Source organism: Variovorax brevis, from assembly GCF_030317105.1.
GTDB classification, from domain to species: Bacteria; Pseudomonadota; Gammaproteobacteria; order Burkholderiales; family Burkholderiaceae_C; genus Variovorax; species Variovorax brevis.
On the sequence record NZ_JASZYG010000001.1, the window covers coordinates 859,796 to 886,268 of the forward strand.

Here is a 26,473-nt window from a genome sequence, read left to right on the forward strand (position 1 = left end):
GTCCCTAGAGTCTGGCCTTCGCACAACGCTGCAAGGAAAACAACGACATGGCCAACGCTCCCGTATTTGATGAGGCCCGGCCCGGAGCCTCCCGTCACCCTTTCCGCGACCTCCCCTTCCGGACGCGAAGAATTCCCCCAGCCTTCGCCGCTCTCTTTGTTTCATGCGGAGCGTGGGCCCAGTCGTCGGTCACATTGTTCGGCGTCATCGATGCCACGGTCAGCAGCTACTCGAACAAGGCCGAAACGCCTTTCGGCGAAAGCGTCACGACCGGCAGCACTGTGCAGAACAGTTCTGGCTACGCCGGCAGCCGACTGGGCTTTCGGGGCACGGAAGACCTCGGTGGCGGTGTGGCGGCCAGCTTCTGGCTGGAAGCCGGATTGCTCAACGACACCGGCGCCGGCTTTGCGTCCGGTGGGGCGCTTGCTTTCAACCGCCGTTCGACGGTCAGCCTGTCCGGGATCCTGGGCGAAATCCGCCTCGGACGGGACTACACGCCCACGTTCTGGAACGACGCCGTTTTCGATCCATTCACCTCCAACGGCGTTGGCATCAACCTGATTGCCACTGCGAGCGGCTTCAACACACCAGGCCAGGCCGCAAACGGGTTCCAGGCCAACCCCAACTACGTTCGCGCCTCCAACGCGGTGGGCTACTTCCTGCCGCCGAACCTGGGCGGCTTCTACGGCCAGGTGATGTACACCTTCAATGAGGCAACCAAGTACGACCCGGGCGCACTGACCCCGAACGTTCCCAACAGCCAGCGCGCCGGCCGCTACGTCGGTGGTCGCTTCGGCTACGCCAATGGCCCGCTTGATGCCGCTTTCGCGGCTGCCCGAAGCACGATCGGAGATCAGTTCTTCCAGGGCACGACCGCGTATCTCGACATCTGGAACCTGGGCGCCTCCTGGGACTTCGGCTTCGCGAAACTGATGGCCGAGTACTCGCACAACAAGCTGAAGATCGACTCCTCGACCAACCCGATCGGCTTCACGCCCCCCGGTGCCGACGGCGCACTTGTGGGCGTCACTGTGCCTGTCGGACCCGGCCTGATTCGCGCCGTCTACACCCAGGTGAAATACAACAACGTCACTGTGCTGAATCAGGCCCCTGGCCTGTCCGGCGATCCGAAGTCCGGGAAGTTCGCCCTCGGCTACGTGCACAACCTGTCCAAGCGAACGGCCCTGTACGCGACAGCGGCGCGCATCAACAACAAGAACGGTGCCGACCTGACGGTGGGCGGTCCAGCCTTCTACACGAAGCCGGTCAACGGCTCGACGCCGACGCCGCAGTCGTCCACCGGCTACGACATCGGCATCCGGCACAGCTTCTGACCGAACCCTTCGCTTCGTTGAAAGCACATCACAAATGACTGCATTGACCCTGTCTTGCTGGCCCGCGCTCGGACGCCAGCTGTTCCCTGGCGCCCTGGCCTGTGTCGTCGTGGCGGCGGCGGCCACGTTCCTGTCGCAGCACTATGGCGCGCCTGTCATGCTCTTCGCGCTGCTCCTGGGCATGGCAATGAACTTCCTGTCCGCCGACGGCCCGTGCACCGCAGGCATCGAGTGGACGTCGCGCCAGGTGTTGCGCATGGGCGTGGCGCTGCTGGGCTTGCGCATCACCACGGGCCAGATCGCGGCGATGGGCTGGCATCCGGTGATGATGGTGGTGACGTCGGTGGCGCTCACCATTTGCCTGGGCATCGTGCTGGCCAGGCTCATGGGGTATCGAAGCTTTTTCGGCTTGCTCACGGGCGGCGCGGTCGCGATATGCGGCGCCTCGGCCGCCATGGCGCTTTCTGCGGCCATGCCGAACCATGCCATGCGGGAACGCGCCACCCTGTTCACGGTGATCAGCGTCAGCGCGCTGTCGACGCTGGCGATGATCTTCTATCCGATGATCGTGCGCGCGCTGGGCCTCGATGCGGTGCAGGCCGGCATCTTCCTCGGGGGGACGATCCATGACGTGGCCCAAGTCGTCGGTGCCGGCTATGGCATGTCCACCGCCACGGGCGATGCCGCCACCTTCGTGAAGCTGCTGCGCGTCACGATGCTCCTGCCGGTGATCGCGTTCGCGGGTTTGCTGACGCGAACCCATCAAGGCAGCGCGGTCGAAGGCAAGCGTCCGCCGCTGTTGCCCTTGTTCGCGATGGCCTTCGCGGTGCTGGTCGCGATCAACAGCACGGGCTGGGTGCCCAGGGCTGCCACGCAAGCGGGCGTGGACCTTTCGCAATGGTGCCTCGTGGCCGCGATCGCCGCGATCGGCATGAAGACCCGGTTGAAAGACCTTGCAACGGTGGGATGGATGCCCATCGCCCTGATGGTGGGCGAGACGATATTCCTGGCTGTGTTCGTGGTCGCGTGGCTGCATTGGGGCGGCGCAGCTCCAGGATTTGCTTGATCGGCGCGCCAGCCTTCACCTCAACTTCAATCGGGCACGTCCATTCCGACAGCTGTCCGATCCGGAATTGGTTGCGGGAACTTCGATGCTACCCGGGAGACGAGTAGTGCACGTACGACTCGCGGACCACGCCGTCCTTGTCGAAGAACAGCACCTCGACGACATGCGTGCCCGTGATGCCCTTGTAGTGAATCGCAATGCTGTCGACGCCGCGCAGCACGTCGAGCACCGTGAACTTGATGTGGTCGAACACCTCGAAGCCCTTCTTCACGTAGGCGCTCAGCGCGGCCTTGCCTTGCACGGTGCCGCCAGGGTCGTGGCTCAGCCGCGCAACCAACGGGGAGTGAAAAATCACGTCGTCGGTGTAGAAGGCCAGAACGCGATCGAGGTCCTTCGACTCGAACGCGGCGACCCAGCGATTCACGTAGTCGGCCGTCTCTTCAATCGTCAGCATCGGCGTCTCCTCCGGGGCAGGTTACGGCGGCCCAATCCGGGCCGATCGTCGATCCAGTATGCCACGCGGCGGCCGTCATGGTCTCCCGAATGTGAGGTGACGGCAGCACTTTGCGCAGCCAGTCGCAAGACGACTTCCGGCCGTCTGCCGACGTTGGCGCCTTGGGTTGAAGATGTCTGCCACGACCGCAAGCAGTCGTGCGTTCGCGGCTGCACGCCATTCAGCAGCCGCTGCCCAGGAAGGTCGCGTTGATCGAAGCCGTGCAGCCGTGAAACTACGAGTCAGGAAGAATCTGGCAGCAGGATTCGTCGATCGACTTGCCGGACGTCCGTGACGCCGCAGAACGCCATCGTCAAATCAAGCTCCTTGCGAATCAGCTCCAGGCACTTGCTGACGCCGGCTTCTCCCATGGCCCCCAAGCCGTAGAGAAAGGCGCGGCCCAGGTACACGCCCCGGGCGCCCAGCGCCAGCGCCTTGATGACGTCCTGCCCGCTGCGGATGCCGCCGTCCAGATGCACTTCGATCCTGTCGCCGACGGCATCCACGATCGCGGGCAGGGCGGCAATGGACGAAGGCGCACCGTCGAGCTGGCGCCCGCCGTGATTCGACACGATCAGCGCATCTGCGCCGCTTTCGACGGCGAGTCGCGCATCCTCGGCGTCGAGGATGCCCTTGATGATGAGCTTGCCGCCCCACTGCTTGCGGATCCATTCGACATCGGACCAGTTCAGTGTCGGATCGAACTGCCGCGCAACCCAGCCGGACAGCGCGGCCATGTCGGTCGCCTCTTTGGCGTGGCCGATCAGGTTGCCAAAGCCACGGCGCTGCGTGCCCAGCATGCCCAGGCACCAGCGCGGCTTGGTCATCAGGTTGACGATGTTGGGGAGCGTCATCTTCGGCGGCGTCGACAGGCCGTTCTTGAGGTCCTTGTGGCGCTGGCCGATCACTTGCAGGTCGAGCGTCAACACCAGCGCCGAACAGTTCGCGGCCTTGGCGCGCTCGATCAGCCGGCGGATGAAGTCGCGGTCGCGCATCACGTAGAGCTGGAACCAGAAGGGCTGCTGCGTGTGCGCGGCGACGTCCTCGATCGAGCAGATGCTCATGGTCGATAGCGTGAAGGGCACGCCGAATTGTTCCGCCGCGCGGGCCGCGAGGATCTCGCCGTCGGCATGCTGCATGCCGGTCATGCCCGTGGGCGCCAGGGCCACCGGCATCGCGACGGCCTGGCCGGCCATGGTGGACTTCAGCCTGCGGTTTTCCAGGTTGACCGCCACGCGCTGGCGAAACCGGATGCGCTCGAAGTCGCTGCTGTTGGCGCGGTAGGTCGACTCGGACCAGGAGCCTGAATCGACGTAGTCGTAGAACATGCGCGGCACGCGTTGCCTGGCGAGCACGCGCAGGTCTTCAATGCTGGTGATGGTGGGCATGGCGTCAGACCACCAGTTCGATCAGGAAAGGTCCGCTGCGCTTGTTGGCCATCGCGAACAGGTCGGCAAAGGTCTGCACGTTGTCGGCCCGTGCCGCCTCCACGCCCATGCCCGTCGCAAGCCGGGTCCAGTCCAGGTCCGGGTTGCCGATGTCCAGCATGTCCAGCGCCGTCTGGCCGGGGCGTGCGACGCCGACCTGGGCCAGTTCGTGCAGCAGCACCGCGTACTTGCGGTTGGCCATCACCACGATGGTCACGTCGAGCTTCTCGCGCGCCATGCTCCACAGGGCCTGCAATGTGTACATGCCGGAGCCATCTGCCTGCAAGGCAACGACGCGCCGGCCCGGCGACGCCACGGCCGCACCGAGCGCCAGCGGCAAGCCGCTGCCGATGGCACCCCCCGTCAGGTTCAACCAGTCATGCGGGGCCGCGTGACGTGTGCCGGCATAAAAGGCGCGGCCGAAGGTGGCGGCTTCGTCCACCACGATGGCCTGCTCGGGGAGCAGCGCGCACAGCACCTGCGCCACCGATTCCGAGCTCAGCTTGCCTTGTCCGATCTCGTGCGCCTGCGCGGGCGCAGCGGGCATTTCGACGGGTGGTGCGCCGAGTGCCTCGCACAGATGCGCGAGTGCATCGGGCAGGTCTTCCTCGGCACGTGCCAGCACATGGACCACGGCGTCGCCCGGATAGGGACGCGAGGACTGGCCCGGGTACGCGAAGAAGGTGGCCGGCGTCGGTGTGCCGACGAGGATCAGATGGCGAATGCCCACCAACGCATCCCGCGCCACCTTGCCCACATACGGCAGGCGGTCGATGTGAAAGCGCCCGCGCCCACGCGCCACGCGTGCGTTGAAGGTGGTCGACATCAAGCGCGCACCCGTTGCCGCTGCGATGCGATGCGCGTGTGCGAGCGCCGATTCGCCGAGCGCGCTGCCGGCCAGCAGGATCAGCGTCGGCTCGCCGGTGCGCAGCACCCGCGCGGCCTGTTGCACGGCGGTGGGCGACGCCTTGGGTACAGGGATGGGCGCCAATGGTGCGGCCACTTGGCCGCCGCTGTCCCAGCAGGCGTCCGAGGGCAGGATCAGGCTGGCCACGCCACCGGGCGCAGCAGATGCAGCCTGCACCGCCGAGGCCGCCGCCGCGCCGACCGAGGCCGCATCGGTGACGGTGCGCGTCCACACCGAGACCGGTCGCGCCCAGCCTTCGGTGTCGGAGGTGAGGGGCGCATCCAGCGGGCGGTGCCAGGTGGCCTGGTCGCCGACGATGTTGACCACTGGCGTGTTTGCGCGATAGGCGTTATGCAGGTTGGCCAGGCCATTGGCCAGTCCCGGTCCGCAATGCAGCAGCGTTGCCGCGGGCTTGCCGGCCATGCGCGCGTAGCCATCAGCGGCGCCCGTGACCACACCCTCGAACAGACCCAACACGCAGCGCATGCCCGGAATGCGGTCGAGCGCGGCAACGAAGTGCATCTCGCTCGTGCCGGGATTGGCGAAGCAGGTGTCCACGCCGCTGGCCAGCAGCGTCTTCACCAGGCTTTCCGCGCCGTTGAGGGAGGTGTCGTTGACGAACGTGGATTCGTGGATCGAAGGAGGGCTTGAGGTCATGAACGCAGTTCGGCAGAAGGAAGGGCACCGGTGCCCACCATGGGCGTCGGCTCGTGTCGGGTGGATGCGCCGCCCAGGCGCCGTTCGTGCAGGCAGCGCGCGGGAATGCCGATGAGCAGCGCCGCTGCCCCCAGCAGCAACACCGCGGCAATCAGGTCGAAAGCCAGGTACAGGCTGCCGGACGAAGTCTTGATCGCGCCCACCATCACCTGGCTCAGCACGCCGGCGAGGTTGCCCATGCTGCTGATCACCGCAATGCCTCCGGCGGCGGCAGCCGGGCTGAGCAGGGCCGGTGGAACGGTCCAGAACAGCGACACCGCCGACAGCGCCGCCGCGGCGCCGATGCTCATGAGCAGCACCGACAGCATCATCTGTCCCTGCACGAAGCCGAGCAGCAGGAAGCTGAGGGCGCTGGTCGCCATGGTCAGCGCCAGATGCCAGCGGCGTTCCATGTGGCGGTCGGAACTGCGGCCCAGCAGGTACATGCCGATCACCGCGCCGACATAGGGCAATGCACTCACCATGCCGACGGTCTTGAGGTCTTCCAGCCCGAAGCCGCGGATGAGCGTCGGCATCCAGTACGACACCGTGTTCGAGCCGCTGTAGATGCAGAAATACACCACGCCCGCGAGGTACATCCGCGGATCGCGCAGCGCCTGCGCAAAGCCACCATGCGAGGCCTTGCCGCCGGCTGGTTCGCCCACCAGCGCGGTGGTGAGGGCCTGCTTTTGCGCCGCGCTCAGCCACCGCGCATCGCTGGGCCTGTCATCCAGCCAATACCAGCCGAGGACCCCGAGCAGCACCGCCGGCCCGCCCGTGAGCAGGAACAGCATCTGCCAGTCGCGCAGCCCCCACCAGCCGTGCAGGTGGGACATGATCGCACCCGCCAGCGGGCCGCAGACGATGCCCGCGCACACGCCGGAGATCAGGAAGGTCGCGACGATGCGCCCGCGCAGTGCGGCCGGAAACCAGTAGGTCAGGTACAGCATGACGCCCGGAAAGAATCCGGCCTCCGCCATGCCGAGAACGAAGCGCGCGGCGATCAACTGGGTCGGCGTGGTCACGAAGGCCGTGGCGACCGTGACCGCGCCCCACAACACCATGATCCGCGTGAGCGTGGCGCGCGCCCCCACGCGCTGCATGTACAGGTTGCTGGGAATCTCGAAGAGGATGTAGCCCAGATAGAACACCCCCGCGCCCACGCCGTAGGCCGCGTCGCTCAAGCCGATGTCCTGCACCATGCGCAGCTTGGCGAAGGAGATGTTCAGGCGATCGATCGCATTGATCATCATGGCGATCAGCAGAAAGGGCATCAGCCGCCAGATGAGCTTGCGAAAGATGCCCGGCAGATCCGCGTCATGCGGTTCGTCGTTGACCATGGGATGGCTCCAGCTATTACGTGAATCGAGTTGTGCGCCGGAGTTGGCAGATCCGTTTGCCAATTCAGTTTAGGGTGAGGAAGCGCTATTGCTGCTCCGGATTCGCGTTGCTGGACAAGGCCGCCCAAGTCATTGATCCCAAAGCAGAATCGCCAAAAACCATGCGGAGAAATCAGGGCCATTCCGTGTTGTCGGCCTTACATCCGGACATCGCAGGGACGTGGCAGTGCTGGCGGACTTCGATGCAGGCCGGCAAGGCGGCTGCGTAGCCGCCCAGCAAGATGTCGGTCGCACCACTGTGCTCGCAGGAGCGGCGAAGGCTCGGACTGCGACACAACAAGGCATGGCTGGCTGCCTGTGTCCAGACAGCAGCTTTGCGTCCGGCAGCGGACACCCGGAGCCCCCACCCGAAGGTCTCTTCAGGGCCCAAATGAGACATCCGCCACCCAAGGTTGGCCCGCCATGGAGCGCGCATTCAGGCCTCGCTGAACCGCCCTCGCGTCGATATGCCCGCACTGAGTGCGGCTGGTCGCCGCCGCTTCGCGCGCCATCAGCGTATCGGCCATCGAGTTCTCGGCACTTGCTTGTCGCTGGTTCGGGCTGGCGCTGTCGTTGATCTCAATGCAGGCCGCGTTGATCGTCTCCAGCGGCAGCCATGGCCGCTGAAGTCGGCGAGATGCAAGCCCTGCCATTGCGGGAGCAGGTGTGCCCTTCGAGTCAAAGAGGCCTCTCCAGCCGGCGGTTGTCAACTTGATGCAGGACACAGTGGACACGACCCGCATCAAAATGATCTCCAGCAAGGCGTGGATGCCCACAGGCCTAGCCCGTGATGTCCTTGCCGAAGATGGAGCGCGCAATCACGAGTTTCTGTATTTCGTTGGTGCCTTCATAGATCTCGGCGATCTTGCAATCGCGGTAGATCTCTTCCACTCTGTAGTGCGAGCCGTCGCAAGCCAGTTCCGCCATGAAGCCGTAGCCGCCGAAGATCTGCACACCGTCGCGTGCGAATTCCGCAGCGAGGTTGGTCGCGTACCACTTCGCCATCGCGGCCTCGGGCTCCGGGAAGGCCTCGCCCGAATCCATGCGACGCGCGGCCTTCATGTAGAGGTTGCGCGCGTTCTCGATCTCGGTGGCGCGTTCGGCGAGCTTGAACTGCCAGTGCTGAAACTGCGCCAGGGACTTGCCGAATGCCTGGCGCGTCTTCAGGCGATCGACACTGTGGTCGAAGGTCGCCTGCGCCATGCCGACGCCGCTGGCTGCGATGCCGATGCGCCCGTAGGTCAGGGTCTGCAGCGCGATCTTCAGCCCGCCGCCCACCGCGCCGACCAGGTTTTCGGCCGGCACCTGCACGTTGTCGAAATAGATGTCTGCCGTGAGCTGTCCGTGGTTGCCCATCTTCCGGTCCGGCGGGCCGACGCGCACGCCCGGCGCATCCAGATCGACGACGATCTCCGTCATGCGGCCTTCCTCCGCGCACAGCAGCACGACGAAATCGGCGACCGGCGCGTTCGTGATGAAGCGTTTGCGCCCGTTGACCACATAGCCGCCGCCTTCGCGGTTCGCGAAGGTCTGCATCGTCTTGATGCTGAGGTCCGTGCTCGCATCGGGTTCGGTGGTCGCGAAGCTGCCGATCTTCTCGCCGGCCAGGAGCGGCGCGAGGTAACGCTTCTGCAGCGCCGCCGACGCATGTTCCAGCGCGTGGCCGGCCAGGATGCAATGCACGTCCACAACCGCGGCGACGGAGTTCGAGTGATAGGCCAACTCCTCGATGAGCGCCGCGGTGGCGCACGCCGGAAACTTCAGTCCGCGGCCGCCTGCTTCGGCCGCGAAGGGGATGCGGAACAGTCCTGCATCGGCCATCTTGTGAAAGAGTTCGCGGGGGAAGTTCTCGATCGACTCCTCGCGATGCCCGATCTCCCACGCCACCGGCGCAACGTGTTCGTCGGCAAAGCGGCGGACCTCCTCGCGCACGGCCTTTGTCTCATCGGGCGTGAGAAGGTCGTGGTAAAGCCGTGGCTGGTGGCGTTCGGGGGTCTGCCGGCTCGGGGCGATCGTGTGGTCTCTGGCGCTCATGTCTTCTCGTTTCCTTGGGTGGGTGGGCTGGGCTGCCCCGCTGATGTGTGAGCAAGTCTAGGTTTCGGGCCCTTCCGGGTACATTGGCGAAACTGACGATTTCTGTGCGAGTTCCGACAAGCCATGCCGCGCGCCGCAATCCTTGCCTTTGATGGTTGCTATGCCTCAAGCCTTGGCGGGTTCGCCGATGTCCTTCAAGTGGCGAACTCGCATCTGCGCAGGCAGCAGGGCGCGTCCGCCGCGCTGTTCGAATGGCGTTTCGCGTCGCTCTCCGGTGAAGCCATCGCGGCCAGCAACGGCTTGCTGTTGTCGACGCACAAGATCGGCGCGCGCGAACACTACGACCTCGTGTTCATTCCGAGCCTGCACTACGCGGGCCACCGACAGTTCGACCAGTTGCTCAAGGGCCAGCCGGCCACCTGCGCCTGGCTCGCGTCGCAGTGGCGTCGCGGCGCCTGGCTGGCGGCAAATTGCACGGGGACATTTATCCTTGCCCAGACGGGTCTTCTCGATGACCGGGCAGCCACCACGACGTGGTGGCTGGAGCGGCAGTTCCGCACGCGCTTTCCGCGTGTCGACCTGCAGATGCGACCCGTACTCACGGAAGTCGACCGCCTGCTTTGCGCAGGCGCATCCGCGTCCTATCTCCTGCAGGCCATCCGTGTGGTCGAACGATTCTCCGGCCCGGCGATCGCATCGCAATGCGCCAAGAGCATGCTCATCGATGTGAGCCAGACCTCCCAGACGCCGTACCTGCCGCTGCTCGCGAACATCGCCCACACGGACGCAGTGGTGCATCGGGCCCAGCACTGGCTGCAAAGGAACATGTCCCGGCCGGTGCGCATTGCCGAGCTCGCCGGCGAGTTGGCGGTGAGCGAACGAACGCTGGTCCGCCGGTTCAACGCGGTGCTCGACCAATCCCCATTGACTTACCTGCAGCACCTGCGCATCGACTCGGCGCGTGCCCTCCTGGAAGCCAGCGATCTCGGTATCGACCAGATCGCCGTGCAGGTGGGCTACAACGACCCCAGTTCCTTTTCGCGCTTGTTTCGCGAGCGCATGGGTCTGAGTCCCGGCGCGTATCGGAATCGATTTCAGTCCTTGGACGCTGACGCCTTGTGAAATGCCACAAGGCGGCGCTCAGGCATCGGATCGTCCAGCACGGTCCTTCGTGCGGCGTCGCGCTCCCGCAACCTCGCCGAACTGCTGCCTGTACCACCGCGAAAAGGCGCTCAGCGCCGAGAAACCCAGCAGTTCGGCCACCTGCGACAGCGGCCGTGTTCCGTCATCGACGTACTGCGCGGCCAGCTCGCGCCGGATGGTGTTCAACACATCGGAAAACGTCGTGCCCTCGCGCAATAGAAGTCGATGAACGGTGCGCTTGTGGACGCCGAGGTGCTGAGCCACCTGCTCGACCGAACCGTGGCCCGAAGGCAGCAGCACCAGCAGGATGTGGCGCACGCTGTCGATCGAGCTCATGGGACCCGAGTCGGCAACTTCGAGAGTCCGCCGCGCATAGCGCGCCATCACCGGGTCGGCCATCGGATTGGGTGCATCCATGTCGCGCGTGGTGCAGACAAGCCCGTTGAAGTCCTGTCCAAAGTACACACCGTAGCCAAAGAGTTGAAAGTGAAGACTTGGATCGCGCGGTGGTGCGTGCACGAAGCAGACCCGCAGCGGGTTCCATGCTGGCCCGAGGAAAAACTTCAGGCTGCGAAACGTCACGCCGACCAGCAGTTCCGTCGCTTGCCGAGACGCTCCGTGATGGCGAACGAGGAACTCTTCGCGCAGCACGGCAATGCCGTTGCTCTCCTCGAGCTTCATGAACAGTGACTCGTTGAGCACGTGGCTATAACGCGCCATCGCCCGCACGAAGCGCCGGACCGTGGGTTCCTCGCGCGCCACCAGCGCCACGGCGCCCAGGTTCGATAGCTGCCGCGTTTCGGCCATGCGCAGGCCGAAATTGTCCAGCCCGCTGGCGGTCGCCGAAGCCTCGAACAGGGCCCGTACTGCATCGCTCGGGATCCGCAGATCAGGATCATGCAGGCAGGCCGGACTCAGTCCCACCTCGGCCAGCAGGACGAGCGGGTCGAGCCCCGCCGCTCGCGCCACTTCGGGGTAATTGGTCAGGCTGGCACTGCGAATGAGGTTCGACATGGGGTTCGCCCTTGCTGTCCTCGCAGGTTAAATGCATGTCACCTTGGGTCAATCGGCAAATCCCCAGGTCGGAACAATCACTCCATCGAATCAGCCGCAGCGTGCAAGCCACCTGCAGCACCACTTTCAGGAGACACGACCATGGAACACGACAACGCCCGATCTTCATCATCGACACCGGTGTGCGACCGCTTGCGCAGCACCGGCAACTGGAATCCCAACTGGGAACCCTTCGCCGAACTCGACCCTGCGTGGACGGAGAAATTCATGTCGATGGCCATGGCGCCGATGCTGTCGGGCGTGCTCGATGCGAAGACGGTTGAATTCCTCGCCATCGCCGTGGACGCCTCGTGCACCCATATGTATGGGCCGGGCGTACGTCGCCACATCCGCAAGGCGCTGGAACTGGGCGCCACGAAGGAAGAGATCACCGCCGTGCTGCAGTGCGTCAGCGTGCTCGGCATCCACACCATGAGCATCGGTGCCCCCATCTTGCTCGACGAAATGGCCTCAGCTTCGGCGCGCTGAGCCACCCCCCACCCGCTCCACTCCGCGAACTTCAAGGACAAATCATCATGCAATTCTTCGACGACTCCCTCCTCCCCGAAAACCAGCAACCCCTGGTCATCCAGGTCGCACCCTACGGCCCCCAATGGGACGCCAGCGACTCCGACGACATCGCCGTGTCGATGGACGACCAGGTCCAGAAAGCGGTCGATTGCTGGAACGCCGGCGCCACCGTGCTGCACGTGCACGTGCGTGAAGAAGACGGCAAGGGCAGCAAGCGTCTGTCCAAGTTCAACGAGATGCTGGCGCGCCTGCGCGAAGCGGTGCCCAAGATGATCCTGCAGGTGGGCGGTTCGATCTCCTTCGCACCCGAGGATGACGGCCAGGCCGCCAAGTGGATGACGGACGACACGCGCCACATGTTGGCCGACCTGAACCCGCGCCCCGACCAGGTGACGATCGCGATCAACACCAGCCAGATGAATGTGATGGAGCTGATGACCGAGGCCGATGTGGCCGGCACCTCGCTCACCAATCCGGCCTTGCAGGCGGCCTACACCGACATGATCGTGCCGTCGAATCCATCGTGGCATGTCGAGCACCTGAAGCGCCTCACGGCCAGCGGAATCCAGCCGCATTTCATGCTCGGCAACGTGACCCAGCTCGAGACGGTGGAGCGACTCATCCGGCGCGGCGTGTACATGGGCCCGCTGATGCTGAACTACGTGGCCATCGGCGGCGGCTTCGCCGGTCTGAATCCGGCGGACATGATGGAGTTCGTGCGCCGCACGCCCGACGGGGCGGTGCTCACGCTCGAGACCTTGAACCGTCACATCTATCCGATGAACACGATGGCCATCGCCATGGGCATGCATGTGCGCGTGGGCATCGAGGACACGCTGTTCGGGCCGACCGGCGAGCGCATGACCTCGGTGCAGCAGATCGAGATGATGGTGCGCATCGCTCGTGAACTGAACCGCGATGTCGCCAGCGGCGACGAGGCGCGCCGCATCTACAAGATCGGCGAGAGCTATCGCAACACCGAAGAGACGCTGGCACAGCTCGGCCTGGCGCCCAACCGCGCGCAAGGTCAACGCGGCGTGCCTTTGCGCGTCGCGGCCTGAAGCATCCGTGTGCGCGCTTCGCGCCGGCGGAAAAAAGAAATGGCAGCCGGACGCTGTCGCACACCCATAAGAGACACCAGAGACAAACGCCATGAACCACTCCCTGTCGGTCGCCGCGACCCATCCACCATTAAAAGACCCCGCCAGTAGATCGCGCATCTATGCGTTGTCGGTCTTCGCGCTCACCTTCGGCCTGATGTTGTCCGACTACCTGTCCCGGCAGGTCATCGGCGCAGTGATACCGGCCCTCAAGGCCGAGTGGGGTCTGCTCGACTCGCAGCTCGGCATGCTCGTGAGCGTGGTCTCGCTGGTCGTCGGCCTGTTGGTGGTGCCGATGTCGCTCGCCGCCGATCGCTGGGGTCGCGTCAAGAGCATCACGCTGATGGCTTTCGTGTGGTGCCTGGCGACTATCGCCTGCGGCCTGGCGCAAAGTTACGGGCAGTTGCTCTGGGCGCGGGCCTTCGTGGGTCTCGGCGAGGCGGCTTACGGGGCAGCAGGTGCCGCACTGCTGGCGCATGTGTTTCCCGCCAGGCAGCGTGCCGCGGTGATGGGCGCCTTCCTGTCCGCGGGCTTGTTCGGTTCGGTGCTCGGCGTGGTCCTCGGGGGCGCCGTCGCGGCCCAATCGGGATGGCGCACGGCCTTCTTCGTCGTGGGTGCGCCGGGCCTGCTGCTCGCCCTGATCTACCCCTTCGTCGTGCGCGACTACAAAACGGTCGCACTGACGCCGGAGGGCGAGGGCAGCACGGCGCCCGGGCGACTGCGCATTGCACGGATCGCGCGCGAAGTGTTCGCCGCTCGCTCGAGCAATTTCGCCTACCTCGCAAGCGGCCTGCAGATGGCAATGCCCGTGATGCTGATCGCCTGGTTGCCGACCTACTTCGTTCGCTTCCATGGGATGGACGTGAAGAAGGCCGCCCTGATGACTGGCGTGGCGGTGCTGGTGTCAGGCCTAGGCATGATCTTTGGCGGCGGCATGGCGGACCGGTTGAGCGCCCGTCACCCGCGGCGTCGAGCGCTTGTGCCTGCGCTCTATTCGGTGCTCACGGCTGTGTTCCTCATCGCCGCGTTCGCGCTCCAGCCCGGTCCGCTGGGACTGGGTTTGATATTCCTGGGCGCCTTGTTCGCGGCCGCGCAGGGCGGCTGCTCCGTCGCCCTCGCCTGCGATGTCACCCACCCTGGCGTGCGTGCGACGGTCACGGCGACGATGACTCTGGCCAACAACCTGCTCGGCCTGGCGCCGGGCCCGATCATCGTCGGCGTGCTCTCGGACCTCTTCGGCCTGAAGATTGCGCTCACGCTGACGCCCGTGCTGGCGCTGGCATCGGCTGTTCTCTTCGTTCTCGCCTCGCGCAGCTATGAGCGGGACGCGGCGCGCAATCGCGCAACGAGTACACCAACATGCTGATTCCCGACCATTCCAGCGGCACCGGGCCGACGCCCTCCACTGACGGATGCGCACGGTGGACCGATGTGCTTGGCGAGCAAGAGCTGGCCGCTGGCGGCGGGCGCTGGTTCGCGCGCCGCGGCGACCACGAGATTGCGCTCTTCTGCATCGAGGACACCGTGCATGCGATCGCGGACAGCTGCCCGCACGCCGGTGCGTCGCTCGCCCGGGGTGCGCTCCAGGGCACCACGATCCAATGCCCCGCGCATGGCCTGCGCTTCGACCTTGCAAGCGGCTGCATCCACGGCGCAGGCGGCGGGCTCGCGGTGCGCACTTACCCCGTTCGCGTACATGCCGGCCGCGTCGAGGTCGATCTCGGCGACGCAGCCAACTGATCCCGGGCTCGGCCCGACCACACCCACACCCCATTTCAATTTTCCGGAGTCACAGATGCAACAACCCTCGAAACCCCTGCGCCGCGCCATGCTCGGCACCCTTGCGGCCGCGTCCCTGCTGGCCATGGCACCCACCGCGCTGGCCCAGGCCTGGCCCAGCAAGCCGATCCGCCTGGTCGTCGGCGCGCCAGCCGGCGGCACTGCCGACACCGTCGCGCGCACATTGGCCGAAGGGCTGACGCCACTGCTCGGCCAGCCGGTCATCGTCGACAACAAGGCCGGGGCCATGGGCGCCATCGGCACCCAGGACCTGCTGCAATCGCCGCACGACGGCTACACCTTCATGGTCGGCGTCAACGGCCTGGTCAGCGAGATCCCGCACGTCGCGAAATCCCGCGTCGACATGTTCAAGGACGTCAAGCCTTTAGCCCAGCTCACCCAGACCGGCCTGCTGCTCGTGGGCACGCCGTCGCTGCCGGCATCGAACCTGCAGGAAGTCATCGCCCATGTGAAGGCCCATCCGGGCAAGGTGGGCTACGCCTCGTACAGCACCGGCTCGATGTCGCACACGATGGGGCAGGAGCTGAACAAGCTGGCCGGCCTGGACATGACCCATGTGGGCTACAAGGGCTCGCCGCCCGCGCTGCAGGACGTGATGGGCGGCCATGTGGCGCTGATGTTCGATGGCCCGGCGACCTCGGTTCCGCTGATCAAGGCGGGCAAGCTGAAGGCGTTCGCGGTCGGCGCGCCCAAGCGGCTGGCTGCACTGCCCGACGTGCCGACCTTCGCCGAACTCGGCTACCCGAAGATCGGCGACATCGCATGGATGGGCCTGTGGACCACGCCCGACGTGCCGGCCGATGTGCAAGCCAGGGTTCGCGAGGCCACGCTGAAGGTGCTGCAGCAGCCCAAGGTGATCGAGCGCTTCAGGGAACAAGGCCAGGACATCGGCCTGCCGCTGACGCCCGAGGAGCTGTCGAAGTCGCTGCGTGCGGCGTCCGACAGGCACGCCGCCAACCTGAAGGCCATCGGCTTCCAGCCTGAATGAACACGAATCCAGGAACACACATCATGAACGGACAAATGATGCAGCAACCGCTGCTGATCTCCACCCTGCTGACGCATGCCGAACGCCACCATGGCGAACAGGAAATCGTCTCGCGCCGTGTCGAGGGCGACATCCATCGCACCACCTACCGTGAACTGGCGGCGCGGGCGCGCCGCGTGGCCAACGCACTCGCCCAGCGCGGCGTCGAGTTCGGAGACCGTGTCGCCACGTTGGCGTGGAACGGCTACCGCCACATGGAGCTGTACTACGGCGTCTCGGGCTCCGGTGCCGTGCTGCACACGCTCAATCCACGCCTGCACCCCGACCAGGTGGTGTGGATCGCCGATCACGCCGAAGACCAGGTTCTGTTCTTCGACCTGAGCTTCCTGCCGATCGTCGAAGCGATCGCTGGCCGCGTGAAGACCATCAAGGCCTTCGTCGCGATGACCGACCGCGCGCACATGCCCGCATCCACCAAAGTGCCCAACCTGCTGTGCTACGAGGAACTTCTGGCCGACGCGAGCAACAGCTTCGACTGGCCGAGCTTCGATGAGAACAGCGCCTCGTCCCTTTGCTACACCTCGGGCACCACCGGCGACCCGAAGGGCGTGCTGTACAGCCATCGCTCGACCTTGCTGCATACCTATGCCGCGGCGATGCCCGATGCACTGAACTGCTCGGCGCGCGACTCCATCCTGCCCGTGGTGCCGATGTTCCACGTCAATGCCTGGGGCCTGCCCTATGTCGGTTGCGCGGTGGGCGCCAAGCTTGTCTACCCGGGTCCGTTCCTGGACGGCAAGAGCCTGTACGAACTGTTCGAGGCCGAGGGCGTGACGATGTCGGCCGGCGTCCCCACCGTCTGGCAGGGACTGCTGGCGCACGTCGAGTCCAACGACCTGCGCTTCAGCACCATGCGCCGCACCGTGATCGGTGGCTCGGCCTGCCCGCCGGCGATGATGCGCGCCTTCCAGGAACGCCATGACGTGCAGGTGCTGCACGCCTGGGGCATGACCGAGGTGAGCCCGCTGGGCACCGTCTGCACGCTCAAGCCGGCGCAACTGGCGCTGGGCAGCGAAGAACGGCTCGCGGCCCAGTCCAGACAGGGACGCGCCGTGTTCGGCGTCGACCTCAAGATCGTCGATGCCGACGGCAACGAACTGCCCTGGGACGGCAAGACCTCGGGCGAACTGATGGTGCGCGGCCCCTGGATCGTCGCCAGCTACTTCAAGGGCGCCGGCGGCAACCCGCTGGTGGAAGGCTGGTTCCCGACCGGCGACGTCGCTGTCATCGATGCCGATGGCTTCATGCAGATCACCGACCGAGCCAAGGACGTCATCAAGTCCGGCGGCGAGTGGATCGGCTCGATCGATCTGGAGAACATCGCGATGGCACACCCTGCAGTGGGCATGGCCGCCTGCATTGCCGCATTCCATCCGAAGTGGGACGAGCGCCCGCTGCTGGTGGTGGTGAAGAAGCCCGGTGTTGATGTCACCCGCGAGGAACTGCTGGCCTTCTACGACGGCAAGATCGCCAAGTGGTGGACGCCCGACGACGTGGTCTTCAGTGACACGATCCCGCTCGGCGCGACAGGCAAGATGCTCAAGCATCGCCTGCGCGAGCAGTTCAAGCACCACCGGTTGCCGACCGCCTGACGCAATGAACACACTCACGATCGGCGCGGTCCCCGGGCGTGCGCGCCTGCTGTTTCCCGGCGTGCTGGCCTGTGGCGTCGTCGCTGCGGCCTCCACCTTCCTCTCGGAGCACTACGGCGCGCCGGTCATGCTGTTCGCGCTGCTGTTGGGCATTGCGATGAACTTCCTCTCCGTCGAGGGCGGCACATGCAAGCCGGGCATCGAATTCGCGGGCCGGACGCTGCTGCGCATCGGCGTCGCGCTGCTCGGGCTGCGGATCACCGTCGGCCAGGTCGCCGAGCTCGGCTGGCAGCCGGTGGCGCTCGTCGTTCTGGCGGTGGTGCTGACGATCGTGGTGTCGATGCTGGCGGCGCGGCTCATGGGGTTCCAGACCCTGTTTGGTCTTCTCAGCGGCGGAGCCACCGCGATCTGCGGCGCTTCAGCGGCGATGGCGCTGGCCGCTGCGCTGCCGAACCACCCCCTGAAAGAGCGCGCGACGCTGTTCACCGTCGTCGGCGTGTCGGCGTTGTCGACGCTGGCGATGATCGTCTACCCGATGATCGCGCAGGCCATGGGACTGGACCCGCGTGCTGCCGGGGTGTTCCTTGGCGCGACGATCCACGACGTCGCCCAGGTGGTCGGCGCCGGCTACAGCATGTCGCAACAGACGGGCGACGTGGCCACCCTGGTCAAGCTGATGCGGGTGGCCATGCTGTTGCCGGTGATCGTCTTCGCGGTCATGCTGTCGCGCCGTCAGGCCGGTCAGACAGGTGGCCCGCGCCCGCCGCTGCTTCCGGGCTTCGTCATCGGCTTCGCGCTGCTGGTGGCGGTCAACAGCACGGGCTGGTTGCCGGCGGTCGTTGCCAAGGGCGGCAGCGATTTCTCGCGCTGGTGCCTGGTGGCGGCCATTGCGGGCATCGGCATGAAGACGCAGTTGAAGGACCTGGTCACCGTCGGCCTCAAGCCGGTGCTGCTGATGGTTGGCGAGACGGTCTTCCTGGTCGTGCTGGCGCTTGCGTTGATGCGCTGGCTGGCCTGAGTGCGGCACCCGAACGCTTCGAGATCTCGAACATGGCAGGGCGTATCACCGCCGCTGCTCGTTCGACGGTGACACTGCGTCCAGGCATGGTCAGTTGCCAGGCTTGTCAGTCAATAGTTGTTCCGCCTTTGAACCCGGGGCGCGAATTTCCCGTGGACGCGATCGCCAGGCGCGCGCCTTCTCCAGCACCCACACCGTGGCCCATGCGTAGAGCGCAATGACGACGAAGAGCGCCACGCGGCCAAGGGATGCCGTGAAGACGTCCTTGCCGCTGGCGCTGTCCTCGATGGCGGGGCCAAGGAGAATGAACATCGTGATCAGCGCATTGACCCAGAACGAAGGCGTCAATGAAGTGCGCCGCACGCGGAACAGCCTGGCGCCGGCCCACATCGCGGCCGCGACGATCCACAGCATCAGCATCCACAGGTTCGGCCGCAGGGACAGGCCCATCCACACCATCGCCGCCATGGCAGCGCCCATCAGCGTGGAACCGACCAGCTCCCGCCCGGCCGTTCGCGCGCTGGTGGAGCAGGCCTGCTGGCCCAGCGTGACCGATTTCATGACGGCCGCGAGGTAGAAGGCCGGGTTGGTCAGCGCCAGCACAAACACGGGCATCACGACCAAGGTGGCCCGCGCAGCCGTCCAGCTCGCCGATGCGCGACTGACCGGCTCGGGCGGCGCCAGCGCATTGCCCGCGACCGCCGGCGGATCCGGAAAGAGCGCATGCGAAACGCTGCTGACCACCGTGCCTGTGAGCAGGCCCACCGCGAGGGTCACGGCAAGCACCGGGGCCAGCGCCTGCTCCACCACGCCGGCCACTGGAACCAGCGTGATGGCGATGACCAGGATCGTCGTCAACGGGCTGGCACTGAGCGCGCCCTTGAAGAAAACGCCATACAGCAGCACAGCCGTCAGCATGAGGCCGGTGAACGCATAGTTCTCCAGCATCGGCACCATCAGCACACCCGCCACCAACAATGCCGCGACGATGATGGCCGTGACCACGCCCTTGACGAATGGATCCGGTGGCCCCGGCTTGCACAGCGCCAGCACGGCCATGACGCAGACTGCGAACGGCAGCGGCAACGCCATGCCGTAGGCGACCAGCACCGCCAGCCCCATGCCGACCGCGAGCCGCAACACGGCCTTGTCGGCGGGGTGCATGGTTCGCCGCGCTTCAGTAGACATAGGACAGGTAGCTCATCAGATGCATGTAAGCGGAACCCAGGCCGTTCATCAATCCGTGCTCGCCGGTGTAGATCAGCACCTCTGCCTGCCCGCCCAGCCGCACGCCGCGCAGCCTTGCGCGCTCTGTTTCGTCGAACTCGACGGCGACCGGAAAGCGTTGCGCCTGGCGCAGCCAGTCACGGTTGTTCTCGATGGGGGGCAGCGTGCCGGGCTGCGTCTGCTTGCCCGAACCCACCCCGCTGCCCACGCTGCGAACCCGCCCCTTGAAGACTTCGCCGGGCATCGCGTCGAGCGCGATCGCCACCCTGTCGCCGGGCTCGACGTTGCCGAGGTTGTTCTCGGTCATCTCGGCATTGATCCAGAGGTCACTCATCGAAATCAAGGTCAGCGCCGGCGCACCGGCCTGTGCAAACAGCCCGATGTCGGTTCGCAGATCGGTCACGCGGCCACGCGCCGGTGCAAGCACTTGCGTGCGCTTGATGTCGAGCTCGGCTTTCTCGATGGCCGAGCGCGCGCTCTGCAACTGCGCGTTGTTGTCGCCGCTGTCGCCCGCGGCCTCCTGGGCGCGGCGCAGATCCGCTTCGGCCGCTTTTTCCTGGCTGCCGGCGCGAATGCGGGCGGCGTGCGTCGTCTCGACGCGGCGCACGGAAATCGCGCCGGGGTCTTCCTTGTAGATCTGCTTCATGCGCAAGTCGTCCTGCTCGGCGCTGACGCGATTGGCCGCCGCCGCCTGCACCGCCGCCCGGGCGGCTTCGACCGCTGAGGCCGACGCGTTGACCGAACGGCGCACCGATTCGTAGTCCGAGCGGCTTCGCTGCAAGGCAATCTGGTAAGCGGTCGGATCGATGTCGAACAAAGGCTGGCCGGGCTGCACGTCATCGTTGTTCCTGACGTGCACCTTCAGCACCTTGCCCGAGACCTCGGCGGCCACCGGTACCACGAAAGCCTGCACCCGCGCCTGCGAGGTGTAGGGCGTGAGCCGGTCCGAGACGAAATACCAGGCCAGGCTCAGGACGATGAGCAGCGGCACGACGATGGCGCCGATGCGGCTGGCCTTGCCCGCCGGCGCTGGCGCGGGGGCTGGTTCGGGTATTGACGTCGTTGCAGGTTCTGGTGTCGCTGGAGTTGACGTCGTCACAGGCATCGTCACAGGCGTTTGCGCCGGCATCGTCGGCTTCGGGTCGGGCATGGCGGGTTCCTGGCTCATGGTCTTGCGCCTCCGGCAGGGGACGTTGGGGCATCGGCGCCGGGTGCCGGCAAGGGGGCGGCCAGCAAGTCTTTCCACTTGCTGCGCTGGCCCATGGTTTCTCGCGTCGCGTCATCGAGCACGGGTCGACTGCGGCCCTGCTCCCAGCCTCCGCCCATGGCCTTGTAGATGGCAACCAGACTCTGCGTGAGGTTGCCCCGGCTCGTGACCAGTTGGTCTTGCCCGGCAAAGAATGCGCGCTGCGAGTCGAGCACGCGCTGGAAGTCGACCAGCCCTTCGCGGTACTGGAGCGTGGCAATGTCGAGGGAGCGTTGCGCCGCCTTCACGGACTGCGTGAGAAGTTCGATCTGCTCGCGCGTCCTCGCAAAGCTGACGGCCGCGTCATCCACTTCGCGCGCCGCGCGCAGCACCGCGTCCTGGTACTGCTCGTAGAGTTGCTGGAAGCGCGCATCCTGCAGCAGCACGGTGTTGGTCAGGCGGCCATGATCGAACACGTTCCAGACCAGGCTGGGGCCGAGTGCCCAGTTCAGCGCCCGCGTCGAGGCCCCCAGCGACGTGGCCGACACGCCGATCGAGCCCAGCAGCGAGATCGAGGGATAAAGGTCCGCCTCGCTCACGCCGATCAGCGCGGACTGTGCCGCCAACTGCATCTCCGCGGCCCGGACGTCCGGGCGACGGCGCAACAGATCGGCCGGCATGTCGACGATGACGTCCAGTTCGGCCTGCGGAATGTCTTCCTTGCCCGTGGCCATTTCGGGCAAGGGTCCGGGTGCCCGGGCCAGCAGCGTGCTCAATGCGTTCTGCGTCTGGCGCAGTGCGATCTCGAGCTGCGGAATGGTGGCAAGCGTGCCGAGGTACTGCGCCCTCGCCTGCTGCACATCCAGTTCGGAGTCGTTTCCGCTCTTGAACAGGCGCTCCGTGATCTCCAGGCTGCGCCGTTGCAGCGCGGCGTTTTCCCTGGCGATGCGAAGCCGCACTTCGAACGTGCGGATCGAACAGTACAGGGCCGCCACCTGCGCCGCCATCAGCACCTGCACATCGTCGTACTGGGCGATGCTGGCGAAGTAGCCGGCATCCGCGGCCTCGATGCTGCGCTGGAACTTGCCCCAGAAATCGAGTTCCCAGCTGGCACGCAAGCCCGCTGAAAACGCAACCGCCTGGGTGTCGCCGCCGCCGGGCCTTCGCTCGCCCACGGCCAGCAAATCGCTCGTGGCCTGCTGCACTTGCGGGTAGCGCGTGCTGCCGGCAATGCCGAGCTGGGCCCGCGCTTCCATGATGCGCAGGCCGGCGGTCCGCACGTTCGGGTTCACGCGTTGCGCCTGCGCAATCAGCTGGTCGAGCACCGGGTCATGAAAGTTGCGCCACCACGCCTGCACCTCTTCACGGCCCGGCTTGGGTCTGGCAACTATTGCGTCGAGCGAACCGCCTTTCCACCCATCCAGCCAGGGGACACGTGGCCGCTCGAAATCAGGACCGACAGTGGTGCATCCACCCAACAGCATGACCCCCGCAAGAGCCACGTGTTGAATGGGCCGCCGCGCGGCTTGCACCACTCGCCCCCTCACGGAACGGGCTGCGACTCGCGCACCGCAGCGTGGGCATCGGGATGGGTGGCCACCCACCACATGAAGATCTGGAAGCCCACGGCGATTTTGAACTCGATGTCTGGCTGGCTCGGCGTGTTCATGATGGGCTTCGTTCGGTTCCTGCAACCGAAGGCGTGGCGCCTCAGCGGCCCAGTTGCTTCAGGCAACCGCCCAGCAGGCGAGCTGCGCTTTCAAGCAGCTGAAATTCTTCATCCGGCAACGGACAGCCTTGCATGTCGAAGTGGCTCAAGGTTCCCCACAGCATGCCGTTGTCGCCCGTGAGGGGAACGCTGTGGTAAGAGATGACGATGCCTTGGTAGGGATGTCCGTCGAGCCTCGGGTCGCTTCGCGAATCCTCGGTGCGAAACGACTGGTCGCGACGCACGTACTGGCAAAAGCTGTGTTCGAAAGGAACGGCCAGCAGAAAATCGGGATGGACTTCGCCGCGCTTGTCGCTCAGCAGCACATTGCGAAGGAGCCCACCATCAAAGCGGTAGATCGCGCTGTATCGATGCGGGACGCCCTCGTTCAAGTAATCCAGGGCTGCGCTGGGGCCCCCTCTGGACAGAACCGCGGCAAAAGTTTCTGCGTTGCGCACGTGCTGCTCTCCTGAACTTCGGCCGCGCAAAGTCTTGCGCTCCGACGCATGCTGGAGCAAGCACTGTACCGCGCATTGCGTCTGTCGCGGATGCGTAAAGCGCAGGGGTGCGAGCTGGGGTAGGCCCCGGTCGCACAGGCGAGACTCCGTCCGGCTGACAGACGGCAACTATTGCCCGTTCGATAGTGCAACTCTGGCAAGCGATTTCGCCGCCACGCACCATCAAGGAGCAATCGATGAATACAACGGCCCCGAACAAGCAGCCACCACCCGCAAAGCAGCCGCCCAAAGTTCCGGACGCGGACATGCAGAACGAGGAAACGGACAGCCACGACGACAACGGCGGCGACGAGAGCCAGAAGGACCCCTCTCAATCGGAGTGATTCCAGCCTTGCAAGCCCGGCGCCTCAGGCCCCCAGCAGATGGAGCGCGAGTTCGCGCCGATGTGGGCGCGTCCGGTGCTCCCAAAGGTAGATGCCTTGCCAGGTGCCGAGCGCCAACCGGCCATCGGTGAGCGGAATCGACAGTTGCACCGCAGTCAGCGCCGCACGCACATGCGCCGGCATGTCGTCCGGGCCTTCGTCGCGGTGACGGAACAGCGGATCGCCGTCCGGGACGAGACGCGCAAAAAAACGGTCGAGGTCGCCTCGCACGTCGGGATCCGCGTTCTCCTGAATGAGCAGGCTGGCCGAGGTGTGGCGAACGAAGACCGTCAGCAGACCCGTTGAAAGACCCGCTTCGGCGACCCAGTCCGCCACGGGTTGGGTGACCTCGATCAGTCCGCGGCCGCGGGTCTCGAAGGTCAATGAGGTGCTGAGTTGGCGAATCATCAGCGCAATGATGCTCTCGCTGGCGCCGATGGGTTGAAGCCAGGCGCCCTCACCCGCCAGCCCGCCATCGACAAGCCATGGCACGCGTTGTAGAAACCGCCATGCCGATGTCGCAACAGTTGTCTCACCTCCTGCGAACCGCGCGCGCGGGGCTGGGCATCAGCCAGCTCGAAATGTCGCTGCGACTGGGCGTGTCGCAACGCCACGTCAACTTCGTGGAGATGGGCCGCGCACATCCCGGCCGCGCGCTGCTGCTGGCGTGGATGCGCGAGGCCGGCGCCGAAGAATCGCTGCGCAATGCCGCGCTGCTGCATGCCGGCTACGCGCTCGACGCGCCCGGCATCAACGGTCATTCTTCCGCCACGACGCAAGCGCTGGCGGCCATGCGCCAGATGCTTCGCGTTCACCATCCGAACGCCGGGCTCATCTTCGACGCGGACTGGATGACACTGGACATCAACCCCGGCGCACGGTGCCTGTGCGACTTGCTCATGCCCGGCGTGTGGTCGGACCTTGCCGAAAGCCAGCAGTCGCTGGACATGATCGCTGCCCTGGCGCATCCCAACGGATTGCTGTCGCGGGTGCGCGAGGCGGCGCGGCCGGCGGCCCTTCTGCTCGCGCAGTTGCGCGCGGAGCAATGGGCGCGGCCTTCGCTCAAGGAGCGCGTGGACCGCCTGGAACACGCGCTGCAATCGCGCTATCGCCTGCCCACGCTGCAACCGGCGTACAGCCCGGGATCGCCCTACCTCGAACTGCACTTCGAGACCGCCCACGGCACGCTCGGCTTCATGCTGTTGCAGACCGTGTACGGACTGCCGCACGACGTGACCGTCGGCTCGCTGCGCACGGAGCTTTGGCTCCCTGTCGATTCGCGCACGGCCGACACGGTGCGCAGCCTCGTGGACGCCCCAACCGGAGGAGATTGACCCACGAGGTAGTTGAGCGCGACGTCGACCTTCTCCAAAGTGCGAGCACCTCCACTCCCGGAAAAGGATCCCTATATGTCCACCATCGCCGTCATGGGCGCCACCGGCCGCACCGGCGCAACCATTGCTCGCAAGCTGCTCGCGCAAGGCGTGAGGGTGCGCGCCCTCGCGCGAAGCCGCGATTCGCTGATGGACCTGGAACGCCTCGGCGCCGAAACCCTCGCCGGGCAGGCTTCCGATGCCCGCCATCTGACGCGTGCCTTCGAAGGTGCCGACGCCATCTACACGCTGATGCCGCACGACCCCACGGCTGCAGGCTACCTGCAGCACCAGCGCCGGCAAGGCGAAGCCATGGCGCAGGCCGTGCGCGACAGCGGCGTGCGACGCGTGGTGCACCTGAGCAGCCTGGGTGCCGATCAGGCGACGGGCACGGGGCTCATCGTGAGCCTGCATGAGCAGGAACTGCGACTCAAGGCCATCGAGGGACTCGACTTGCTGCTGCTGCGGCCCGGCGCATTCTTCGAGACCTACCTGGCAGCGCTGCCGTCCATCCGCGCGACCGGTGTGCTGGCGGATGCGCTGGCACCCGACCTGAAGCTGCCCATGCTGGCGACCGCAGACATCGCGGAAGCCGCCGCGCAGGCTCTCATCAAGCGCGACTGGCGCGGCACCATCGTTCGCGAACTGCTGGGGCCGCGCGACCTGAGCAGCCGCGAGGTCGCGCACGTGCTCGGCGTGCGCCTTGGCCTGCCTGACCTGCCCTACGTGCAACTGCCCTGCGACGACATGGCCCACGCTCTTGTCGAGGCCGGCTTCGCGCCGGACTTCGCCGAATTGCTCGTTGCCATGTCCCGCGGCATGAACGACGGAACCATCCGCTCACTGCAAGGCAGAAGCGCGCAGACCGCCACGCCGACCTCCTTCGAGCGCTACGCCGACGAAATCGCAGCAGCCTGGGCACGGCTTTGATGTACGGCACCACGTGCGTCGTTTGACAGTCACACAAGGCGTAACACGAAATCTCCAGGGCTCCGCACCTAACGGCGCCAACGCGGCACGGAATATGCGGCGCTGCAGGATGAACTTTGCCAACTTGCCAGAGCGCATGCGCACCGCGCTGGAAGATCTCACCGGCGAGATGGTGTACGCGCGCAGGAATGCCGACCTTGGACGGCTGGCCCTGCTTTGCTACTGCGAAGTGAAGCACTGGGCACGGCTGGCCGGTGAAGAGCGCCTGGCGCAGTTGTCGGGCGCCTTGGTTGCGGAGCAACCGGCCAGCGATCGAACGGAGTTTCTCGGACGCGTGGACGCCGTCATTGCCGAACTGGAGGATGTCTGCGAGCGCGCGGGCATCCATGAGGGTTCGAAGTCGCTGGAAATCGTCAGGGTTCAATAGGACACGGCTTCAGGACTTCTTTGGCGCCGAGTCGAACTGCTCGGCACTGCAAAGCACCAAGCCGCAGGCCATCATCACGCACGTCCGCCATTTCTTCCGCGCATCAAGCTGACGCCACGCC

Annotated in this window: 27 protein-coding genes; 14 read left to right on the forward strand and 13 right to left on the reverse strand. The window is 65.9% G+C overall.

Annotated elements, in window-relative coordinates:
• Nucleotides 1-131 precede the first annotated feature (131 nt).
• Together QTI66_RS03700 and QTI66_RS03705 are read left to right on the forward strand one after the other, a co-directional pair.
• On the forward strand, nucleotides 132-1,334 hold the full coding sequence (locus QTI66_RS03700) for a porin (protein WP_286557806.1): 1,203 nt from the start codon (nucleotides 132-134) through the stop codon (nucleotides 1,332-1,334).
• Nucleotides 1,335-1,368: 34 nt separating this feature from the next.
• Nucleotides 1,369-2,400 (forward strand): YeiH family protein, encoded by a 1,032-nt coding sequence (locus tag QTI66_RS03705; RefSeq protein ID WP_286557564.1) that lies wholly within the window; start codon nucleotides 1,369-1,371, stop codon nucleotides 2,398-2,400.
• An 88-nt stretch (nucleotides 2,401-2,488) separates the two neighbouring features.
• On the opposite strand, the gene QTI66_RS03710 is transcribed toward QTI66_RS03705, so the two are convergent.
• From QTI66_RS03710 to QTI66_RS03735, 6 genes are all read right to left on the reverse strand, one after another.
• Nucleotides 2,489-2,854, reverse strand: coding sequence for a nuclear transport factor 2 family protein (locus tag QTI66_RS03710; RefSeq protein ID WP_286557565.1), 366 nt, complete (start codon nucleotides 2,852-2,854; stop codon nucleotides 2,489-2,491).
• Nucleotides 2,855-3,135: 281 nt separating this feature from the next.
• Nucleotides 3,136-4,281, reverse strand: coding sequence for an alpha-hydroxy acid oxidase (locus QTI66_RS03715; RefSeq protein ID WP_286557567.1), 1,146 nt, complete (start codon nucleotides 4,279-4,281; stop codon nucleotides 3,136-3,138).
• 4 nt (nucleotides 4,282-4,285) lie between these two features.
• On the reverse strand, nucleotides 4,286-5,884 hold the full coding sequence (locus QTI66_RS03720; RefSeq protein ID WP_286557569.1) for an acetolactate synthase large subunit: 1,599 nt from the start codon (nucleotides 5,882-5,884) through the stop codon (nucleotides 4,286-4,288).
• The gene (locus QTI66_RS03725; protein ID WP_286557570.1) at nucleotides 5,881-7,263 is read right to left on the reverse strand and encodes an MFS transporter; all 1,383 of its coding nucleotides are present in this window, start codon (nucleotides 7,261-7,263) and stop codon (nucleotides 5,881-5,883) included. The genes QTI66_RS03720 and QTI66_RS03725 overlap by 4 nt, the downstream gene beginning before the upstream one ends.
• A gap of 419 nt (nucleotides 7,264-7,682) precedes the next feature.
• Nucleotides 7,683-8,078 (reverse strand): hypothetical protein, encoded by a 396-nt coding sequence (locus tag QTI66_RS03730; RefSeq protein WP_286557571.1) that lies wholly within the window; start codon nucleotides 8,076-8,078, stop codon nucleotides 7,683-7,685.
• Nucleotides 8,079-8,082: 4 nt separating this feature from the next.
• Nucleotides 8,083-9,336, reverse strand: coding sequence for an acyl-CoA dehydrogenase family protein (locus QTI66_RS03735; protein ID WP_286557572.1), 1,254 nt, complete (start codon nucleotides 9,334-9,336; stop codon nucleotides 8,083-8,085).
• Between the two features lie 123 nt (nucleotides 9,337-9,459).
• On the opposite strand from QTI66_RS03735, the gene QTI66_RS03740 reads away from it, so the two are divergent.
• Nucleotides 9,460-10,458 (forward strand): GlxA family transcriptional regulator, encoded by a 999-nt coding sequence (locus QTI66_RS03740; protein WP_286557573.1) that lies wholly within the window; start codon nucleotides 9,460-9,462, stop codon nucleotides 10,456-10,458.
• Between the two features lie 18 nt (nucleotides 10,459-10,476).
• Here the strand turns inward: QTI66_RS03740 and QTI66_RS03745 are convergent, their stop codons facing one another.
• Entirely contained in the window at nucleotides 10,477-11,493 is a 1,017-nt protein-coding gene (locus QTI66_RS03745; RefSeq protein WP_286557574.1) for an AraC family transcriptional regulator, read from the reverse strand.
• A 141-nt stretch (nucleotides 11,494-11,634) separates the two neighbouring features.
• Between QTI66_RS03745 and QTI66_RS03750 the strand changes: the two genes are divergently transcribed.
• The 7 genes from QTI66_RS03750 to QTI66_RS03780 all read left to right on the forward strand — a co-directional run bounded on the left by QTI66_RS03750 (nucleotide 11,635) and on the right by QTI66_RS03780 (nucleotide 18,621).
• Nucleotides 11,635-12,021, forward strand: coding sequence for a carboxymuconolactone decarboxylase family protein (locus QTI66_RS03750; protein WP_286557575.1), 387 nt, complete (start codon nucleotides 11,635-11,637; stop codon nucleotides 12,019-12,021).
• Between the two features lie 47 nt (nucleotides 12,022-12,068).
• Nucleotides 12,069-13,124, forward strand: coding sequence for a beta-keto acid cleavage family enzyme (locus tag QTI66_RS03755; protein ID WP_286557577.1), 1,056 nt, complete (start codon nucleotides 12,069-12,071; stop codon nucleotides 13,122-13,124).
• A gap of 91 nt (nucleotides 13,125-13,215) precedes the next feature.
• Entirely contained in the window at nucleotides 13,216-14,529 is a 1,314-nt protein-coding gene (locus QTI66_RS03760) for an MFS transporter (RefSeq protein ID WP_286557578.1), read from the forward strand.
• Entirely contained in the window at nucleotides 14,523-14,903 is a 381-nt protein-coding gene (locus tag QTI66_RS03765) for a Rieske (2Fe-2S) protein (RefSeq protein WP_286557579.1), read from the forward strand. The genes QTI66_RS03760 and QTI66_RS03765 overlap by 7 nt, the downstream gene beginning before the upstream one ends.
• A 55-nt stretch (nucleotides 14,904-14,958) precedes the next feature.
• Entirely contained in the window at nucleotides 14,959-15,951 is a 993-nt protein-coding gene (locus QTI66_RS03770) for a Bug family tripartite tricarboxylate transporter substrate binding protein (protein WP_286557580.1), read from the forward strand.
• Nucleotides 15,952-15,974: 23 nt separating this feature from the next.
• Complete coding sequence (locus tag QTI66_RS03775) at nucleotides 15,975-17,603, forward strand: 3-(methylthio)propionyl-CoA ligase (protein WP_286557581.1); 1,629 nt, start codon at nucleotides 15,975-15,977, stop codon at nucleotides 17,601-17,603.
• Between the two features lie 4 nt (nucleotides 17,604-17,607).
• Nucleotides 17,608-18,621 (forward strand): YeiH family protein, encoded by a 1,014-nt coding sequence (locus tag QTI66_RS03780; RefSeq protein ID WP_286557583.1) that lies wholly within the window; start codon nucleotides 17,608-17,610, stop codon nucleotides 18,619-18,621.
• Nucleotides 18,622-18,711: 90 nt separating this feature from the next.
• Here the strand turns inward: QTI66_RS03780 and QTI66_RS03785 are convergent, their stop codons facing one another.
• From QTI66_RS03785 to QTI66_RS03805, 5 genes are read right to left on the reverse strand one after another with little or no spacing between them, the layout of a single operon-like run.
• Nucleotides 18,712-19,785, reverse strand: coding sequence for an aromatic acid exporter family protein (locus tag QTI66_RS03785; protein ID WP_286557584.1), 1,074 nt, complete (start codon nucleotides 19,783-19,785; stop codon nucleotides 18,712-18,714).
• A gap of 13 nt (nucleotides 19,786-19,798) precedes the next feature.
• Entirely contained in the window at nucleotides 19,799-21,016 is a 1,218-nt protein-coding gene (locus QTI66_RS03790; protein WP_286557585.1) for an HlyD family secretion protein, read from the reverse strand.
• On the reverse strand, nucleotides 21,013-22,518 hold the full coding sequence (locus tag QTI66_RS03795; protein ID WP_286557587.1) for an efflux transporter outer membrane subunit: 1,506 nt from the start codon (nucleotides 22,516-22,518) through the stop codon (nucleotides 21,013-21,015). The genes QTI66_RS03790 and QTI66_RS03795 overlap by 4 nt, the downstream gene beginning before the upstream one ends.
• Before the next feature lie 59 nt (nucleotides 22,519-22,577).
• Nucleotides 22,578-22,703 (reverse strand): hypothetical protein, encoded by a 126-nt coding sequence (locus tag QTI66_RS03800; RefSeq protein ID WP_286557588.1) that lies wholly within the window; start codon nucleotides 22,701-22,703, stop codon nucleotides 22,578-22,580.
• Nucleotides 22,704-22,744: 41 nt separating this feature from the next.
• Entirely contained in the window at nucleotides 22,745-23,200 is a 456-nt protein-coding gene (locus tag QTI66_RS03805; protein ID WP_286557589.1) for a GAF domain-containing protein, read from the reverse strand.
• Nucleotides 23,201-23,436: 236 nt separating this feature from the next.
• Here QTI66_RS03805 and QTI66_RS03810 point away from each other — a divergent pair, with 236 nt between their 5' ends.
• A complete protein-coding gene (locus QTI66_RS03810) occupies nucleotides 23,437-23,583 on the forward strand; it encodes a hypothetical protein (protein ID WP_286557590.1) in 147 nt (48 codons plus the stop codon).
• A gap of 24 nt (nucleotides 23,584-23,607) precedes the next feature.
• Here the strand turns inward: QTI66_RS03810 and QTI66_RS03815 are convergent, their stop codons facing one another.
• On the reverse strand, nucleotides 23,608-24,027 hold the full coding sequence (locus QTI66_RS03815) for a secondary thiamine-phosphate synthase enzyme YjbQ (RefSeq protein WP_444814944.1): 420 nt from the start codon (nucleotides 24,025-24,027) through the stop codon (nucleotides 23,608-23,610).
• A gap of 80 nt (nucleotides 24,028-24,107) precedes the next feature.
• On the opposite strand from QTI66_RS03815, the gene QTI66_RS03820 reads away from it, so the two are divergent.
• The 3 genes from QTI66_RS03820 (at nucleotide 24,108) to QTI66_RS03830 (ending at nucleotide 26,352) form a co-directional block, all read left to right on the forward strand.
• Nucleotides 24,108-24,956, forward strand: coding sequence for a helix-turn-helix transcriptional regulator (locus QTI66_RS03820; RefSeq protein WP_286557591.1), 849 nt, complete (start codon nucleotides 24,108-24,110; stop codon nucleotides 24,954-24,956).
• A 75-nt stretch (nucleotides 24,957-25,031) separates the two neighbouring features.
• A complete protein-coding gene (locus tag QTI66_RS03825; RefSeq protein ID WP_286557592.1) occupies nucleotides 25,032-25,925 on the forward strand; it encodes an NmrA family NAD(P)-binding protein in 894 nt (297 codons plus the stop codon).
• Between the two features lie 109 nt (nucleotides 25,926-26,034).
• A complete protein-coding gene (locus tag QTI66_RS03830) occupies nucleotides 26,035-26,352 on the forward strand; it encodes a hypothetical protein (RefSeq protein ID WP_286557593.1) in 318 nt (105 codons plus the stop codon).
• Nucleotides 26,353-26,473: the final 121 nt, after the last annotated feature.